At 32.4% G+C, this 19170-nt stretch carries 9 protein-coding genes, 3 rRNA genes and 1 pseudogene; 8 read left to right on the top strand and 5 right to left on the bottom strand.

Features of this window, described 5'->3' with window-relative positions; all coding sequences use genetic code 11:
• Positions 1 to 18: 18 nt before the first annotated feature.
• Positions 19 to 1176, top strand: coding sequence for a cell division protein FtsZ (ftsZ, locus tag AB162_RS02225; RefSeq protein ID WP_053097121.1), 1158 nt, complete (start codon positions 19 to 21; stop codon positions 1174 to 1176).
• Between the two features lie 57 nt (positions 1177 to 1233).
• Here ftsZ and AB162_RS02220 read toward each other — a convergent pair whose 3' ends face one another.
• On the bottom strand, positions 1234 to 1746 hold the full coding sequence (locus AB162_RS02220; protein ID WP_053097119.1) for a DUF721 domain-containing protein: 513 nt from the start codon (positions 1744 to 1746) through the stop codon (positions 1234 to 1236).
• A 349-nt stretch (positions 1747 to 2095) separates the two neighbouring features.
• Between AB162_RS02220 and secA the strand changes: the two are divergent.
• A pseudogene (secA, locus tag AB162_RS02215) lies at positions 2096 to 4600 on the top strand (preprotein translocase subunit SecA); the annotation flags it as partial.
• Positions 4601 to 4746: 146 nt separating this feature from the next.
• Here the strand turns inward: secA and coaE are convergent.
• Both coaE and nadC read right to left on the bottom strand, forming a co-directional pair.
• Entirely contained in the window at positions 4747 to 5370 is a 624-nt protein-coding gene (coaE, locus tag AB162_RS02210) for a dephospho-CoA kinase (protein ID WP_053097117.1), read from the bottom strand.
• A 28-nt stretch (positions 5371 to 5398) separates the two neighbouring features.
• Positions 5399 to 6289 (bottom strand): carboxylating nicotinate-nucleotide diphosphorylase, encoded by an 891-nt coding sequence (gene nadC / locus AB162_RS02205; RefSeq protein WP_053097115.1) that lies wholly within the window; start codon positions 6287 to 6289, stop codon positions 5399 to 5401.
• Positions 6290 to 6420: 131 nt separating this feature from the next.
• Between nadC and aceE the strand changes: the two genes are divergently transcribed.
• From aceE to rrf, 6 genes are all read left to right on the top strand, one after another.
• Positions 6421 to 9093, top strand: a complete 2673-nt coding sequence (gene aceE / locus AB162_RS02200) for a pyruvate dehydrogenase (acetyl-transferring), homodimeric type (protein WP_053097113.1) — start codon at positions 6421 to 6423, stop codon at positions 9091 to 9093.
• A gap of 21 nt (positions 9094 to 9114) precedes the next feature.
• Positions 9115 to 10422, top strand: a complete 1308-nt coding sequence (locus AB162_RS02195) for a 2-oxo acid dehydrogenase subunit E2 (RefSeq protein ID WP_260080487.1) — start codon at positions 9115 to 9117, stop codon at positions 10420 to 10422.
• Between the two features lie 56 nt (positions 10423 to 10478).
• Positions 10479 to 11912: a dihydrolipoyl dehydrogenase gene (lpdA, locus tag AB162_RS02190; protein ID WP_053097111.1), complete on the top strand. Its 1434-nt coding sequence runs from the start codon at positions 10479 to 10481 to the stop codon at positions 11910 to 11912.
• Positions 11913 to 12246: 334 nt separating this feature from the next.
• A 16S ribosomal RNA gene (locus AB162_RS02185) occupies positions 12247 to 13801 on the top strand.
• Between the two features lie 216 nt (positions 13802 to 14017).
• A 23S ribosomal RNA gene (locus AB162_RS02180) occupies positions 14018 to 16953 on the top strand.
• 36 nt (positions 16954 to 16989) lie between these two features.
• Positions 16990 to 17106, top strand: a 5S ribosomal RNA gene (rrf, locus tag AB162_RS02175).
• Together the 16S, 23S and 5S rRNA genes form the textbook arrangement of a ribosomal RNA operon.
• A 49-nt stretch (positions 17107 to 17155) precedes the next feature.
• Here rrf and birA read toward each other — a convergent pair.
• Positions 17156 to 18154, bottom strand: a complete 999-nt coding sequence (gene birA / locus AB162_RS02170; RefSeq protein WP_053097110.1) for a bifunctional biotin--[acetyl-CoA-carboxylase] ligase/biotin operon repressor BirA — start codon at positions 18152 to 18154, stop codon at positions 17156 to 17158.
• On the bottom strand, positions 18132 to 19157 hold the full coding sequence (murB, locus tag AB162_RS02165) for a UDP-N-acetylmuramate dehydrogenase (protein WP_053097108.1): 1026 nt from the start codon (positions 19155 to 19157) through the stop codon (positions 18132 to 18134). The genes birA and murB overlap by 23 nt, the downstream gene beginning before the upstream one ends.
• Positions 19158 to 19170: the final 13 nt, after the last annotated feature.

Here is a 19170-nt window from a genome sequence, read left to right as displayed (position 1 = left end):
TTTTTTAGGAGAAAAATGATGTTTGAACCCATGGAATTAACTAATGATGCTGTGATAAAAGTAATAGGAGTAGGTGGTGGTGGTGGTAATGCTGTAGAACATATGGTGCGTGAATGCATCGAAGGAGTGGATTTTTTTGCAGTTAATACTGATGCTCAAGCATTACGTAAAATAACAGTCGGCCAAACAATACAAATTGGTAGTAATATTACTAAAGGGTTAGGTGCTGGTGCTAATCCTGAAGTAGGCAGAAATGCTGCGGTAGAAGATCGTGAAGTACTACGTGACGCTTTAGAAGGCGCAGATATGGTTTTTATTGCTGCTGGTATGGGTGGGGGTACTGGCACAGGAGCTGCACCAGTAGTTGCTGAAGTAGCAAAAGATATAGGGATATTAACAGTAGCGGTAATAACTAAGCCTTTTCATTTTGAAGGTAAAAAACGTATGGCATTTGCTGAACAAGGGATTTCTGAACTATCAAAGCATGTAGATTCGTTAATTACTATTCCTAATGATAAATTATTAAAAGTTTTAGGTAAAGGAATTTCATTATTAGATGCTTTCGGTGCTGCTAATAGCATATTAAAAGGCGCGGTACAGGGTATTGCTGAACTAATTACCCGCCCAGGATTAATGAATGTAGATTTCGCCGACGTACGTACAGTAATGTCAGAAATGGGATATGCTATGATGGGTTCTGGTGTTGCTTGTGGAGAAGATCGTGCTGAAGAAGCCGCAGAAATAGCAATTTCTAGTCCATTGTTAGAAGATATTGATTTATCAGGGGCTAGAGGTGTACTAGTTAACATAACTGCAGGCTTTGATTTACGACTAGATGAGTTTGAAATAGTGGGTAATACAATACGTTCTTTTGCTTCTGATAATGCTACTGTAGTGATTGGTACTTCACTTGATCCAAATATGAATGATGAACTACGTGTTACAGTTGTTGCAACTGGGATAGGTCTTGAAAAAAACCAAGAAATAACTGATTTTGTTAACGAGAAAAATAATCCAACGATTATAGATAATCGTTATAGCAATAATCCTTATAGTATGCCTATATATCAAGAAAATAAAATTACAGCAAAGGTAGTAAATGAAAATAAATTACATAATATTAAAGAAACAGATTACTTAGATATCCCAGCTTTTTTACGTAAGCAAGCTGATTAAGGTAAATCAATTACATAGCAATAATTATATATATATCAATCATTCATTTACTTTTTTTTAGTCTATGCTATGTGCTATGTTAGCTAACTGCTCTAGTCTTAACCGTAATTTACCTTCACTATGTGCTGCAACATTACGAATAAATGTTGCACTTTTAACACTTAAAACAATTGTTGGTGACTTAACTAAATTTTTGTTTTTATTAATTTGTAGTTTTATATTATGATGTATATCTAATTGTTCTATTATAGCTAGAGATGGCTGAATTTTAATATTCATAGAAGATAATAAAGGTAAAAAATTTTTACGTAAATTTTTTATTAACAATGTTCTGTGATGTTGTAAAATTATCATAAAATTAGCATTAGCTGTTTCTAATATTATTTTACTTTTAGTAAAATTAGCGACTCTGCACCAAGGACGTATAGTGACTGGTAGTAAAGTAAGAACTTGACTATTCAGTTTAAATAAATTTACTGCATGTTGCTGTATTTGTGATAACGAAGAATTATAAGAATTATTCAGTGTTTTTAATAAAATATTAATAGATTTTGGACTGTTGTCACGCATCAGCAAACTCCAATATAAATAATTTTATTTTAGTTTAAAAATTTTTAATTAATTTACCTAATTTAATTGTTTCTAAAACATTGATATATTTTAAATTTAATATATTAAAAAAAAAATTAGATATGAAAAATTTTGAATAAAAAATTATTGTTATTTAAATATATTAGTCTAATTAAATTAATGCATAAATTATAATATTATAACAAAAATGTATAAAAATTAATAATTTTTTACTCATTATTTAAATATAATTTAAAAAAATAAAACAATAGTAATTTTCTTATTACCTATAGTTATAAAATACTAATAACTAATATATAGTGTTATAACGAACGAGAATAAAATTATTATGTTAGCACGATTTTTTACTAGAATATTCGGTAGCAGCAATGATCGTAGACTACGTTATATGAGTAAAATTGTAGATATTATTAATAATTTGGAACCTAAGCTAGAAAAACTAAAAGATGAAGAATTAGCAGATAAAACTTCAGAATTTCGTGATAGACTTAATAATAATGAATCTATAGATAATATTTTACCAGAAGCATTTGCTGTAGTCAGAGAAGCTAGTAAGAGAGTTATTGGTATGCGTCACTTCGATGTTCAGCTATTAGGTGGTATGGTACTAAACAAACGTTGTATTGCCGAGATGCGTACTGGTGAAGGAAAAACTTTAACGGCTACTTTACCTGCTTATTTGAATGCTCTTAGTGGTAATGGAGTACATATTGTTACTGTTAATGATTATTTAGCAAAAAGAGATGCAGAACATAATAGTGCACTATTCGAATTTCTTGGTCTTAGTATTGGTATTAACTTACATGGAATATCTACTTCTGCTAAACGTAATGCGTATAATGCTGATATTACTTATGGAACTAACCATGAGTATGGTTTTGACTATTTAAGAGATAATATGGCATTTAGTATAAAAGAACGTGTACAAAGAAAACTGCACTATGCATTAGTAGATGAAGTTGACTCTATTCTTATAGACGAAGCACGTACACCATTAATTATTTCTGGACCAACCGAAAATAGCTCTGATATTTATTATAAAATTGATAAATTAATGCCATTCTTTATTTGTCAGGATAAAGAAGATTCAGATACTTTTAAAGGTAAAGGTCATTATACTATAGATGAAAAAGAGCGCCAAGTATATTTTACTGAACGTGGTCTAGTTTTAATGGAAAAACTTTTAGTTCAGTTTGGTCTATTAGATGAGAAAGAATCACTGTATTCTACAAAGAATATTATATTAATGTATCATATTACTGCAGCTCTACGTGCCTATGTATTATTCTCACGAAATGTTGATTATATAGTAAAACATGGTGAAGTTATGATTGTAGATGAGCATACTGGTCGAACTTTACCTGGTCGTAGATGGTCAGATGGTTTACATCAAGCAATAGAAGCTAAAGAGCATGTAGTTATACAGAACGAAAATCAAACATTAGCATCAATAACTTTTCAGAATTATTTTAGATTATATGAAAAATTATCAGGTATGACTGGTACTGCAGATACTGAAGCCTTAGAGTTTAGATCAATTTATCAGTTAGATACTATCGTAGTTCCAACTAATAAACCAATGATTCGTAAAGATTTTCCAGATCTTATTTTTCTAACAGAGAAAGATAAAATTAATGCTATTATAAAAGAAATTAAGAATTGTATTCAACGAGGACAACCCGTTTTAGTAGGAACTATTTCAATTGAAAAATCAGAAATGATATCTCATCAATTAGAAACATTAGGTATTAAACATAAAGTATTAAATGCTAAATTTCATTCTATGGAAGCAGAAATAGTCGCACAAGCTGGTAAGCCTGGAGCAGTAACTATATCAACTAATATGGCTGGACGTGGAACTGATATTGTATTAGGTGGTAATTGGCAAGCAGCAATTCACGGACAAAAAACATCTAATAAAAAAATAAATAATCTTAAATTATTATGGCAAAAACAGCATGATGCAGTATTAGCTGCTGGAGGTCTGCATATTATTGGTACAGAACGTCATGAATCACGCAGAATTGATAATCAGTTACGTGGACGTTCTGGTCGTCAAGGAGATATTGGATCATCTCGTTTCTATTTATCTATGGAAGATACTCTAATGCGTATTTTTGCTTCTAATAACGTATCTAATATTATGCGAAAATTAGGCATGAAGTCTGGTGAAGCTATAGAACATCCGTGGATAACAAAAGCAATTGCTAATGCTCAAAGTAAAGTAGAAAGTCGTAATTTTGATATTCGTAAACAGTTATTAGAATACGATGATGTCATTAATGATCAACGTAAAGTAATTTATGCACAACGTAATGAATTGTTAGAAGCAATAGATATTAGTGATACTATTAATATTATTCGTAAAGATGTACTAACAAATATTATTAATACTTATATTCCACCACAATCTTTAGAAGATATGTGGGATCTAGTAAGTTTACAACAGCGTATAAAAAATGATTTTGGTATTAATATAAATATTCCCTTGACTAAATCTGAGCTCTATAAATTAGATGTATTAGATTTATATTCTACAATACTAAATCAGATGATAGAGCAATATAGAATTAAAGAAGAAATCATAGGTTTCAATATCATACGTCTGTTAGAAATACGCGTCATGTTACAAACACTAGACTTACTATGGCAAGAACATCTAGCAGCAATGGACTATTTACGTCAAGGAATTCATTTACGAGGATATGCACAAAAAGATCCAAAACAAGAGTATAAGCGTGAATCTTTTAAGATGTTTCAATCTATGTTAGATTCATTAAAATATGAAGTAATTATTACACTGAGTAAAATAGAATTAAAAATGCTTAAAGAGCATAATATAATTCAATCATTATTAAATGATACTAATATTCCTATATTATCAGTTTATACTTTAAGTAACAAAGTAAAGTAATAAATTAATATTAACTCACTATTATATTATAATAGCTTATAAAAACTAATTTTTACTTTTACAGATTAAATTGTGTAATTTTTTTTACTTACAGCAAGATTTAAATATAAATTATGTAATTTATTAATATTATTAATAGTATTTTTTAGATAACTATTATTATCAATAATATCATTAGCATATAATAAACGATGTTGACGTGTAGTCTGAGCAGCTAAAATTTTTTTAATTAAATTATGATTAATATTATCACGATTAATTGTTCTACTGATTTGTATTTCAGTAATTACATCTACTACTAAAATCCTATCTACATAGGATTGCCAGTTATTTTCTATTAAAAGAGGTATTACCCATATTATATATGGAACATATTGAGACATAGCACAAATTTTTTGTTTAGTTAATTGCTTAATTAAAGGATGAATTAATTGATTAAGCCATAATTTTTCTTTTGGTATATTAAAAATAATTTCACGTAATATTGAACTATTTAAAGTTCCATTAGAATTTAGTATTCTATTACCAAAATGTCTAATAATACAACTTAAAGTCTTACTATTTGGTTGTACTATCTGTTTAGTAAGAATATCTGCGTCTATAATAAATGCACCTAAGGAAGCAAATATATTAGCAATTGTGCTTTTTCCACTACCAATCCCTCCAGTAAGAGCAACAACATAAGACATAAAAAATCTATATCCTTTTACATATGATTTATTGTAAATACATAGTTAAATCTAGCGCACGTACATTTTTTGTTAATGCTCCTACTGAAATATAATCAATACCCATTAATGCATATTCTTTGATATTATTTAGCGTAATGTTACCAGAAATTTCTAGTGCAGCTTGTTGCTTATTAATAGCTATAGCTTGTGAGATATTTTGATTACTAAAATTATCTAGCATGATAATATCTACTTGTGCTGCTAATGCTTCTACTAATTCTTTAAAATTTTTTACTTCTACTTCAATTGGTATTGAAGTACTAATTATCTTGGCTTGTGCTACTGCATTAGTTATAGATCCTGCTGCAATAATATGATTATCCTTTATCAGAAAGGCATCTGTTAAATCTAATCTATGGTTATTACCACCTCCACATAACACCGCATATTTTAATGCTGTACGTAATCCAGGTAATGTTTTTCTTGTATCTAACAGTTTAGTATTAGTCTGATATAATAGATCAGAATAATATTTTACTTGACTAGCCACACCACTCATAGTTTGAATAAAATTTAGAGCAGTACGTTCACCAATAAGTAATATTCGTGTAGGACCATAAAGTGTACATAATATTTGATTAGCTTCTATTACATCTCCATCAGCTACTTGCCAATTAATACTAACATTATTCCCTAGTTGTTTAAATACTTCTTGAAACCAATTTTTACCACAGAAAATGCCATTATCTCTTGTTATAATTACTGCATTAGACTTACTGTTTTCAGATATTAATTTAGTAGTAATATCTGATTCTATATTAATTACTCCACCTAAATCTTCTTTTAGAGAAAAATTTACTATAAATGGAATATATTTTTTAATACGTATAAATAATTCTTTTTTACGATTATTAGTATTATTTATTTTATAAAACATAACAACTCCATATTTTATATTTAAAATTAAAAATAATAACTTTAGTTGTACTAAAAAAATATTTTTTTGAAAATTTAAATTACACAGTAAAATATTAAAATATATAGAATTAAAAATCTAAGGAAAACACCATGTTAGAAAAATTCTATTTTGATCCTAATGATGTAGATCCTATCGAAACACGTGACTGGTTATCTGCTATTGAATCAGTTATTAGTAAAGAAGGGATTATACGTGCAAAATTTTTGATTAACAAAATATTACATAAAGCACATAACAGCGGTATACAAATATTTAATGATACGACTATTAGTAATTATATTAATAGTATTCCAGTAGAAGATGAGCCTGAATATCCAGGTAATCTAAATTTAGAACGACGTATTCGTTCGGTTATACGTTGGAATACTATGATGATAGTATTAAATGCATCTAAAAAAAATTTAGATTTAGGTGGTCATATAGCTTCTTTTCAATCATCTGCTACTATTTATGATGTTTGTTTTAATCATTTTTTTAGAGCATGTAATAAAACTGATGGTGGTGATTTAGTATATTTTCAAGGACATATATCTCCTGGAATATATGCAAGAGCCTTTTTAGAAGGTCGTATTACAATAGAACAAATGAATAATTTTCGTCAAGAAGTACACGGTAAAGGATTATCTTCTTATCCACATCCTAAGTTAATGCCAGAATTTTGGCAATTTCCTACAGTATCTATGGGACTAGGACCAATATGTGCTATATATCAAGCAAAATTTCTTAAATATCTTAATAATCGTGGATTAAAAGATACAAGTAATCAAACGGTTTATGCTTTTTTAGGCGATGGTGAAATGGATGAACCAGAATCTAAGGGAGCACTAAATATAGCTACTCGTGAAAAACTTGATAATCTTATTTTTATAATTAACTGTAATCTACAACGTTTAGATGGCCCGGTAAATGGAAATGGAAAAATAATTAATGAGCTAGAATGCATATTTAAGGGTGCAGGTTGGGAAGTAATAAAGGTTATTTGGGGTAGTCGTTGGGATAAACTGTTGTGTCAAAAAAATTATAATAAATTAATTCAATTAATGAATGAAACATTAGATGGTGATTACCAAACATTTAAATCTAAAAATGGAGCTTATGTACGTAAATATTTTTTTGGTAAATATCATGAAACTGCTGCATTAGTAGAAAATATGAGTGACGAAGAAATTTGGTCATTAAATCGTGGTGGTCACGATCCAAAAAAAATTTTTGCTGCTTTACAAAAAGCTAAGAATATTATTGGTAAGCCTGTAGTAATTTTAGCCCATACCATAAAAGGCTATGGTATGGGTATTACAGGAGAAGGAATGAATATTGCTCATCAGGTAAAAAAAATAAATATAGAAGGAATACGTTCTTTTCGTAATCGTTTTAATTTAAATATGATTCAGGATGATCAAATAGAATTATTACCTTACATTAAATTTAACAAAAATTCAGAAGAATATAAATATATACATGAAAAACGTAAGGCACTATACGGTTACCTACCAAGTAGACAAAAAAATTTTACCAAGCAACTTCAATTACCCAAATTAAATCATTTTAGCTCATTACTCAATGAACAAAAAAAAGAAATATCTACTACTGTAGCTTTTGTCCGTACATTAAATATTTTACTTAAACAACCTATTAAAGATAGGTTAGTGCCTATTATTGCAGATGAAGCACGTACATTTGGTATGGAAGGATTATTTAGATCTATTGGTATTTATAACTCAAATGGACAAAAGTATATACCTCAAGATAGAGAGCAAGTAGCTTATTATCGTGAAGACAATAAAGGTCAAATTTTACAAGAAGGAATTAATGAATTAGGGGCTGCATCTTCTTGGTTAGCTGCTGCTACTTCTTACAGTACTAATGATTTACCAATGATTCCATTTTATATTTATTATTCTATGTTTGGTTTTCAGCGTATTGGTGATCTGTTATGGGCCGCTGGTGACCAACAAGCACGTGGTTTTTTAATTGGAGGAACTTCTGGTCGTACTACTCTGAACGGAGAGGGGTTACAGCACGAAGATGGACATAGTCATATTCAAGCATTAACAATTCCAAATTGTATTTCTTATGATCCTGCATATGCCTATGAAGTAGCGGTTATTATACATGACGGAATAAATCGTATGTATGGAGAAAAACAAGAAAATATATATTATTATATAACTACACTAAACGAAAACTATTATATGCCAGCTATGCCAATAGGAGTCGAAGAAGGTATTCGTAAAGGAATTTATAAACTAGAAACTATAGAAGGCAAAAAAGGAAAAATTCAGCTAATAAGCTCTGGTGCTATTTTACGTCAAGTACGTCAAGCAGCTAAAATACTATCAAACGAATATCAAATTAGTTCTGATGTTTATAGTGTTACTTCTTTTACTGAATTAGCTCGTGATGGTCAAGATTGTGATCGCTGGAATATGTTACATCCTACACAATCACCACGTATACCATATGTTGCAACTGTTCTGAATACAGCACCGGTTGTAGCATCGACTGACTATATGAAATTATTTGCAGAACAAATACGTAAATTTATACCTACTTCTAATTTTAGCGTATTAGGTACAGATGGTTTTGGTCTTTCTGATAGCCGCGATAACTTACGAAACTATTTTGAAGTAGATACAAATTATATAGTAGTAGCTGCATTATGGGAATTAGTAAAAATAGGACAAATTAAAGCTGATATATTAGATAAAGCAATTAATACTTTTGGTATTGATATTGAAAAAATTAATCCACGGCTGGCATAAGAGGTAAAATAAATAATAATTATGGAAATTAAATTGCCTGATATCGGTACAGATGAAGTAGAAGTAACTGAAATTCTAGTTAATATAGGCGATACAATTGAAGTTAATCAATCTTTAATTACTGTAGAAGGAAATAAAGCTTCAATGGAAATTCCAGCACCTTACTCTGGAAAAATAACAAAAATTTATATTAATATAGGTGATAAAGTAAGTACTGGTTCAATGATTATGAAAATGAATGTTGATTCTATAGCAATAGAATCAGATAAAAAAAATATTTTTTCTTCTAATATAGAAACATCTATTAACAATGATAATTTAATTAAATTAGAACCTATAATGTCATCTTCTAATATAAATATAGAAGATGATATCACAGATCATATAAATAATAATGTAATACAAAATAATGATGCCTATATTCATGCTACTCCATTGATTCGTCGTATAGCACATGAATTTGATATTAATTTAGCTAACATAAAAGGTACAGGTAGAAAAGGTAGAATTGTACGTAATGATATCAAAAATTACATAAAAAATATTATACACTCTTCTATTTGTACAAAGAGTAATATTTCACCTATTTTATCAGTATCAAATAATTGTAATTATAGTAAATTTGGAGATATTGAAGAGGTTGAATTAAGCAAAATTCAAAAAATATCAAGTGAAAAACTACAGAAGAATTGGACTAATATTCCTCATGTTACTCAGTTTGATGAAATCAATATTACAGAAGTAGAAAAATTTAGAACACAACAAAATACTAAATTAGCAAATAAAAATATAAATATAAAAATTACATTATTAGTTTTTATGCTAAAAGCAGTTGCTAAGGTATTACAAGAATTACCTTATTTTAATAGTTCATTATCTTCAGATGAAAAAACAATTTGTATAAAAAAATATATTAATATTGGTATTGCAATAGATACTATAAATGGAGTAGTAGTACCTGTATGTCGTAATGTAAACACAAAAGGTATTATTGAGTTAGCGCATGAACTTACTGAGTTTGCTAAAAAAGCTAATACTGGGACACTAACTGCATCTGATATGCAAGGAGGATGTTTCACTATCTCTAATTTAGGTAGTATTGGTGGTGGTATGACATTTACTCCTATAGTAAATGCACCAGAAGTAGCTATATTAGGGATATCTAAATCCTATTTAAAAGCTGTATGGAATGATAATATGTTTACTCCAGTACTTATGTTACCGATATCATTATCATATGATCATAGAGTAATTAATGGAGGCGATGGAGTACGTTTTATTAATTTAATAAGTCATATGATTACTGATATACGTAATTTAATTATGTAATAATTACTAAAATATTTAGTACTATTAATACTAATAATAATCCTAAGAGATAATAAATGAATGAAACAATAAAAACTCAAGTAGTAGTTCTTGGTTCAGGTCCAGGTGGTTATTCTGCAGCCTTTCGTTGTGCAGATTTAGGGTTATCTACTATTATAGTAGAACGTTACTCTAATCTTGGTGGGGTATGTCTTAATATAGGATGTATTCCATCAAAATCATTATTACATGTTTCTAAAATTATTACAGAAGTAAATCTTCTAAGAGATAAGAACATATTATTTGGAAATCTACATTCTAATGTAGATCAAATACGTATTTGGAAAGAAAAAATAGTAAGTGAATTAACATCTAATATCAGTAAGATGGCAAAAGAACGTAATATAAAAGTTATTAATGGCTATGGTAAATTTACTAACACTAATACTATACAAGTAACTAATAATAATTATTTTACTAACATAATTTTTGATAATGCAATTATTGCAGCTGGCTCTAGTCCTATTACATTACCATGTATACCTTATCAAGATAAAAGAATTTGGAATTCAACGAATGCATTAGCATTAACTTCAGTACCTAAACGTATGTTAGTAATAGGAGGAGGGATTATTGGTTTAGAAATCGCAACAATATATCATGCTTTAGGTTCAGACATTGATGTTATAGAAATGACAGATCAAATTATTCCTAATGCTGATAAAGATATTATAAAAGTTTTTATGAAACATATTAGTAAAAAAATGACATTGATGTTATCAACAAAATTAACAAATATAGAAACAAAAGACAATGGTATATATGTATCTATAACTAATAAAGAAAATGAAACACAAATTAAATGTTACGATATACTATTAGTAGCTATTGGACGTATCCCCAATAGTACTTTACTAGATGCTCAAAAAATAGGTATTCAAATTAATAATAAAGGTTTTATACAAGTTGATAAACAAATGCGTACTAATATTAGTAATATTTATGCTATTGGAGATATTGTTAGTCAACCAATGTTAGCACATAAAGCAATTTATGAAGCTTATGTAGCTGCTGAAGTTATTGCGAATCAAACTAGTTATTTTAATCCTAAAGTCATTCCTTCTATTATTTATACTGAACCAGAAGTAGCATGGGTTGGTATAACAGAAAAAGAAGCTAAAACTAAAAAAATTAGCTATGAAGCATCTATTTTTCCTTGGTTAGCTTTAGGTAGAGCTCATGCTTCTAATTGCAAAGATGGTATTACTAAATTAATTTTTGATAAAAACACCAATAAAATAATAGGTGGAGCTATAGTAGGGATGAATGGAGGTGAGTTAATTGGTGAAATTAGTTTAGCTATTGAAATGGGTTGTGATGTAGAAGATATAGCATTAACTATTCATGCTCATCCTACACTATCTGAATCTATTAGCCTATCAGCAAAAATTTATGATGGTACAATTATTGATTTGCCAAATACAAAAATGAAGTTAAAAAACTTTATATAATACTTTTATTATTAAAATTAATTAATATAAATATATTATTTAGTAAAATATAATTCATTGTATTATTATTTAATAATAATAATACTATATTAATGCCTAAATTATATAAATATAGATTTAATTGTATAAAAAATTATACATTTATTAATATAAAAACTATTTTTTATTTAAATTAATTAAATATTTATAAAAATAACTATTGACTTATCAAGCAAAGTTTATTCTTTAGTGGTAATTAATAAAAATTACAGTAATAATAATACTTAATTAGTATAGACAATTTGTGTGAACACATACAAAATATATCTATAAAAATTTTAGCAATAAATATTTTTAATTGAAGAGTTTGATCATGGCTCAGATTGAACGCTGGCGGTAAGCTTAACACATGCAAGTCGAGCGGCAGCGAAAAATAGTAGTAAAATACTATTTTGTCGGCAAGCGGCGAACGGGTGAGTAATGTCTGGGGATCTACCTAATGAAGGGGAATAACTACTGGAAACGGTAGCTAATGCCGCATAATGTCATGTAAGACCAAAATGAGGGACCTAATTATAGGCCTCATGTCATTAGATGAACCCAGATGAGATTAGCTAGTAGGTGAGATAATAGCTCACCTAGGCTACGATCTCTAGCTGGTCTGAGAGGATGGCCAGCCACACTGGAACTGAGACACGGTCCAGACTCCTACGGGAGGCAGCAGTGGGGAATATTGCACAATGGGGGAAACCCTGATGCAGCTATACCGCGTGTGTGAAGAAGGCCTTAGGGTTGTAAAGCACTTTCAGCGGGAAAGAAATTGAAGTTATTAATAATTCCTTCAATTGACGTTACCCGCAAAAGAAGCACCGGCTAACTCCGTGCCAGCAGCCGCGGTAATACGGAGGGTGCAAGCGTTAATCGGAATTACTGGGCGTAAAGCGTACGTAGGCGGTTAATTAAGTCAGATGTGAAATCCCCGGGCTTAACCTGGGAATGGCATTTGAAACTTCTTAGCTAGAGTATCGTAGAGGGGAGGAGAATTCCAGGTGTAGCGGTGAAATGCGTAGAGATCTGGAAGAATACCAGTGGCGAAGGCGCCTCCCTGGACTAAAACTGACGCTCAAGTACGAAAGCGTGGGGAGCAAACAGGATTAGATACCCTGGTAGTCCACGCTGTAAACGATGTCGATTTGAAGGTTGTAGTCTTGAACTATAGCCTTCGAAGCTAACGCATTAAATCGACCGCCTGGGGAATACGACCGCAAGGTTAAAACTCAAATGAATTGACGGGGGCCCGCACAAGCGGTGGAGCATGTGGTTTAATTCGATGCAACGCGAAAAACCTTACCTACTCTTGACATCCAGAGTAGAAAATAGAAATATTTTCGTGCCTTCGGGAACTCTGAGACAGGTGCTGCATGGCTGTCGTCAGCTCGTGTTGTGAAATGTTGGGTTAAGTCCCGCAACGAGCGCAACCCTTATACTTTGTTGCCAACGATTAAGTCGGGAACTCAAAGTAGACTGCCGGTGATAAACCGGAGGAAGGTGAGGATAACGTCAAGTCATCATGGCCCTTACGAGTAGGGCTACACACGTGCTACAATGGTGCATACAAAGAGAAGCAAACTCGCAAGAGTTAGCAAACCTCATAAAGTGCGTCGTAGTCCGGATTAGAGTCTGCAACTCGACTCTATGAAGTCGGAATCGCTAGTAATCGTGAATCAGAATGTCACGGTGAATACGTTCCCGGGCCTTGTACACACCGCCCGTCACACCATGGGAGTGTGTTGCAAAAGAAGTAAGTAGCTTAACCAAATTGGAGGGCACTTACCACTTTGTGATTCATGACTGGGGTGAAGTCGTAACAAGGTAACCGTAGGGGAACCTGCGGTTGGATCACCTCCTTAAATAAATGTTATAATAATGTTGTAATAATGTTGTAATATAGAAAATATTGTATTGTGTTCACACACATTGTCTTTATTAGTTAAGCTATTTTATGAAACACTATAAAATAGTATTGTTCTTTAACAATTGAAAAAAAAATAATATAAATCTTAATTTTATATCTTAGCTACTATACTTTATAATATAATAAGCTAAAAAATATTTTAGGGTTGTAAGGTTAAGTGAATAAGCGTATACGGTGGATGCCTAGACAGTCAGAGGCGATGAAGGACGTGCTAATCTGCGAAAAGCGTCGGTAAGCTGATAGGAAGCATTATCAACCGACGATTTCCGAATAGGAAAACCTGATGCAGCAATAAGCAATTATAATGCATCATTATTAAGTAAATTCATAGCTTAATAAAGCAAACCAGGAGAACTGAAACATCTAAGTATCCTGAGGAAAAAAAATCAACTGAGATTCCCTTAGTAGTGGCGAGCGAACGGGGAACAGCCTAGAGTTATCAGCAGTATAAATATCAGAAAAATGGTCTGGAAAGTCCAGCAATATAAGGTGATAGCCCTGTATTTAAAGTTATTTATTCTGTGAACTCAAAAAGTAGGACGAGACACGTGGTATCTTGTCTGAAGATGGGGGGCCCATCCTCCAAGGCTAAATACTACTGACTGATCGATAGTGAACTAGTACCGTAAGGGAAAGGTGAAAAGAACCCCGGTAAGGGGAGTGAAATAGAACCTGAAACCGTATACGTACAAGCAGTAGAAGCATGATAAGTTATTGTTATGATGTAACTGCGTACCTTTTGTATAATGGGTCAGCGACTTATATTCTGTAGCAAGGTTAACCGAATAGGGGAGCCGAAGGGAAACCGAGTCTTAACTGGGCGTTAAGTTGCAGGATATAGACCCGAAACCCGGTGATCTAGCCATGAGCAGATTGAAGGTTAGGTAACACTAACTGAAGGATCGAACCGACTAATGTTGAAAAATTAGCGGATGACTTGTGGCTAGGGGTGAAAGGCCAATCAAACCGGGAGATAGCTGGTTCTCCCCGAAAGCTATTTAGGTAGCGCCTCGTGAATTCATCTTTGGGGGTAAAGCACTGTTTCGGCTAGGGGTCCAAATTGGATTACTAAACCAATGCAAACTAAGAATACTAAAGAATGTTATCACGGGAGACACACGATGGGTGCTAACGTCCATCGTGAAAAGGGAAACAACCCAGACCGCCAGCTAAGGTCCCTAAGTCATAGTTAAGTGGAAAACGATGTGGGAAGTCATAAACAACCAGGATGTGGGCTTAGAAGCAGCCATCATTTAAAGAAAGCGTAATTGCTCACTGGTCGAGTCGGCCTGCGCGGAAAATGTAACGGGGCTAAATTATGCACCGAAGCTGCGGCAGCAAAATAATTTTTATATTAAATAAAAATAATTTGTTGGGTAGGGGAGCGTTCTGTAAGCCTGTGAAGGAAAGTTGTAAAATTTTCTGGAGGTATCAGAAGTGCGAATGCTGACATAAGTAACGATAAAGCGGGTAAAAAACCCGCTCGCCGAAAGACTAAGGGTTCCTGTTCAACGGTAATCGGAGCAGGGTAAGTCGACTCCTAAGGCGAGGCCGAAAGGCGTAGTCGATGGGAAACAGGTTAATATTCCTGTACTTTATATAATTGCGAAGGGGGGACGAAAAAAGCTAGGTCCGCCAGAGAACGGTTGTTCTGGTTTAAGCGTGTAGGTGAGAAAAGCAGGCAAATCCACTTTTCTATAACACTAAGGCGTGATGACAAAATCATTTCGATGATAAAGGGATTAATGCTATATTTCCAAGAAAAGCCTCTAAGCTTAAGATTATATAGAATCGTACCTCAAACCGACACAGGTAGTCATGTAGAGAATACTAAGGCGCTTGAGAGAACTCGGGTAAAGGAACTAGGCAAAATGGTGCCGTAACTTCGGAAGAAGGCACGCTGACATGTAAGTTATAGGATTTACTCCTAACGCTGAAGTCAGTCGCAGATACCAGCTGGCTGCAACTGTTTATTAAAAACACAGCACTGTGCAAACACGAAAGTGGACGTATACGGTGTGACGCCTGCCCGGTGCCGGAAGGTTAATTGATAGAGTAAATAGCTCTTGATCGAAGCCCCGGTAAACGGCGGCCGTAACTATAACGGTCCTAAGGTAGCGAAATTCCTTGTCGGGTAAGTTCCGACCTGCACGAATGGCGTAATGATGGCCAGACTGTCTCTACCCGAGACTCAGTGAAATTGAATTTGCCGTGAAGATGCGGTATACCCGTGGCAAGACGGAAAGACCCCGTGAACCTTTACTATAGCTTGATACTGAATATTTTGCTTTAATGTGTAGGATAGGTGGGAGGCTTTTAATGTAGACTAAAATCTACATAAAGCCGTCCTTGAAATACCACCCTTTAATGTTTGATATTCTAACTCTAGTCCGTTATCCGGACTGAGAACAGTGTCTGGTGGGTAGTTTGACTGGGGCGGTCTCCTCCCAAAGAGTAACGGAGGAGCACAAAGGTTAGCTAATTACGGTTAGATATCGTAAGGTTAGTGCAAAGGCATAAGCTAGCTTAACTGCAAGAGTGACGATTCAAGCAGATGCGAAAGCAGGTCTTAGTGATCCGGTGGTTCTAAATGGAAGGGCCATCGCTCAACGGATAAAAGGTACTCCGGGGATAACAGGCTAATACCGCCCAAGAGTTCATATCGACGGCGGTGTTTGGCACCTCGATGTCGGCTCATCACATCCTGGGGCTGAAGTAGGTCCCAAGGGTATGGCTGTTCGCCATTTAAAGTGGTACGCGAGCTGGGTTTAGAACGTCGTGAGACAGTTCGGTCCCTATCTGCCATGGGCGTTGGAAGATTGAGAGGGGCTGCTCCTAGTACGAGAGGACCGGAGTGGACGCACCGCTGGTGTTCGGGTTGTCATGCCAATGGCATTGCCCGGTAGCTACGTGCGGAAAAGATAACCGCTGAAAGCATCTAAGTGGGAAACTTGCCTCAAGATGAGTCTTCCCTGAGGTAAAAACCTCCTAAAGGGACGTTAAAGACGATAACGTTGATAGGTCAGATGTGTAAGCGCTGTGAGGCGTTGAGCTAACTGATACTAATGACCCGTGAGACTTAACCTTGCAACACCTAAAATATTTTTAAATTTAAAATATTTACCTGGCGGTAAATGCGCGGTAGCCCCACCTGATACCATGCCGAACTCAGAAGTGAAATATCGTAGCGCCGATGGTAGTATGAACTTGTTTTCATGTGAGAGTAGGAAACTGCCAGGTAATTTTATTTATGTTATTATTATATTTTTATGTATGGTGCGGTAGTTATTTATATTACTTTAGATTTTTCTAGTAGTGATATAGATATATTTCCACTTAAATACTCTTTAATTTTTCCTTGCTCTTCTAACAGAAGAGCACCACTACTATTTATACCACGATAAATTCCAGTAATTGAACGTACATTTCCTATTATAAGTTGTATAGGTTGATTATAAAAGTAATCTAGAATATGCCAACGTAATAGAAAAGGAGATAAACCATATTTTTCAAATATTAGTAAAGAATTACGTAATGCATTAGTTAATGCAGCAACTATATGATTTCTTATAATAACAATACCTATATCTTGTAGACTGATCCAAGTAGTACTTATACTAGTAGGTAAAGCTAAATTAATACCAATACCCATCACTACATGAATGTCGCTACTAGACATTCCAGTCATTTCTACTAAAATACCTGCTAATTTACGATTATTGAGATAAATATCATTAGGCCATTTTAATTTGACATTACTTACCCCAAAAGTTTGTAATATTTCTGCTACAATAATACCTACCATTAAACTTAAACCAATTAAGGCAGTAGGCTCATGTTTTTTTAAACGCCAATAAATTGATAAATAAATATTTTTTCCAAATGAAGAAAACCATTTTTTACCACATCTACCACGCCCATTTAACTGATATTCAGCAACACAAGCATCTCCAATATTTAAATGATTAATTTTATTAATTAAATATTGATTTGTAGAATTAATTACTGTTAGTACTTCTAATCTTCCAGAATAAAGTAGTAATTTAATTACGTTATTATCTAATAAATATAATGGTTGTTTGAGATAATACTTATTATAATAAGTAATTAAGTCTACCCCCCAATTTCTTACTATAGCAATGTATTTATTTACGTCTTGCAAACTAATATTTAGTTTTTGACTTAATTGTTCAGACGAATAAATATTTCCAGGAGACAAGATATTAATAAGTTGAATAGAACAATTAATTTCTGCATTATTATGCTCATAATAATGTTTTAATTGCATCAACTTCTCCTTCTGAGCCAATAAAACGTACTTCTGGTTCTAACCAAATAGCAAATTTATTTGCTACAAAATAGCGAATATACTTAGCTAGTGCTAGTATTTCTATGCCACTAGCATTATTATTAATATTAATTAATATTGATGCTTTTTTTTCATATACGGCAGCATTACCAAATTTATAACCTTTTAACTGACATTTGTCAATCAGCCATCCTGCTACTAGTTTAACCATTCCATTGTTTTGTGAAAAATAGGGAATTGTAGGATAACAAGTTACTAACTGTGCTATTTTTTTAGTATTAATTAGTGGATTTTTAAAAAAACTACCAGCGTTACCTGTTTTGGTTATATCAGGTAATTGATTTATACGTATTGCGCATACTAAATTAAATATTTGAAGTGGCGTAACCTTATGCTTATCCAGCAGCATAAGGTTACCGTAACTAAGAACTGGTTGCCAATTTTTACTAAGCCTTAATCCAACCGCAACAATTGCCACTTTGTCACGATAGTAGTGCTTAAAAATACTATCTCTGTAGCTAAACATACATTCTATGGTACTAAGACGATATTTATTACCATTATCTAACTGAATAATATCTACGTATTCACATACATTTTTTAATTCTATACCATATGCACCAATATTTTGTATTGGTGCAGAGCCAATATAACCTGGAATTAAAGCTAAATTTTCTAATCCTGGTATATTTCTATTAATAGTATAAGTAACTATATCATGCCATACTTCACCAGCGCCTGCATGTAAATACCATGAATGCTTATCTTCTTTAATGATAAGACCCTTAATTCTATTAAGGATAATAGTACCATTAAAATGGTCTAAAAAAAGTACATTACTACCACTGCCTAGTAGCAATACAGGACGATTGCTTTTTAATGCATTCCTCCAAAGCATAAGTAGTTCAGCTTCGCTATGTGCGGTTACGATCATATGTGCTGATACATTAATCCCAAATGTATTTAGTGATTTTAATATCATAAAATAATAAAAA

It is taken from the genome of Candidatus Palibaumannia cicadellinicola, from assembly GCF_001269425.1.
GTDB lineage: Bacteria > Pseudomonadota > Gammaproteobacteria > Enterobacterales > Enterobacteriaceae > Baumannia > Baumannia cicadellinicola_A.
This window is presented reverse-complemented; position numbering and strand designations above follow the sequence as displayed.

Coding starts and splice junctions, on each gene's coding strand:
- ftsZ (WP_053097121.1), top strand. CDS start 19: ATGTTTGAACCCATGGAATTAACTAATGATGCTGTGATAAAAGTAATA.
- AB162_RS02220 (WP_053097119.1), bottom strand. CDS start 1,746: ATGCGTGACAACAGTCCAAAATCTATTAATATTTTATTAAAAACACTG.
- coaE (WP_053097117.1), bottom strand. CDS start 5,370: ATGTCTTATGTTGTTGCTCTTACTGGAGGGATTGGTAGTGGAAAAAGC.
- nadC (WP_053097115.1), bottom strand. CDS start 6,289: ATGTTTTATAAAATAAATAATACTAATAATCGTAAAAAAGAATTATTT.
- aceE (WP_053097113.1), top strand. CDS start 6,421: ATGTTAGAAAAATTCTATTTTGATCCTAATGATGTAGATCCTATCGAA.
- AB162_RS02195 (WP_260080487.1), top strand. CDS start 9,115: ATGGAAATTAAATTGCCTGATATCGGTACAGATGAAGTAGAAGTAACT.
- lpdA (WP_053097111.1), top strand. CDS start 10,479: ATGAATGAAACAATAAAAACTCAAGTAGTAGTTCTTGGTTCAGGTCCA.
- birA (WP_053097110.1), bottom strand. CDS start 18,154: ATGCAATTAAAACATTATTATGAGCATAATAATGCAGAAATTAATTGT.
- murB (WP_053097108.1), bottom strand. CDS start 19,157: ATGATATTAAAATCACTAAATACATTTGGGATTAATGTATCAGCACAT.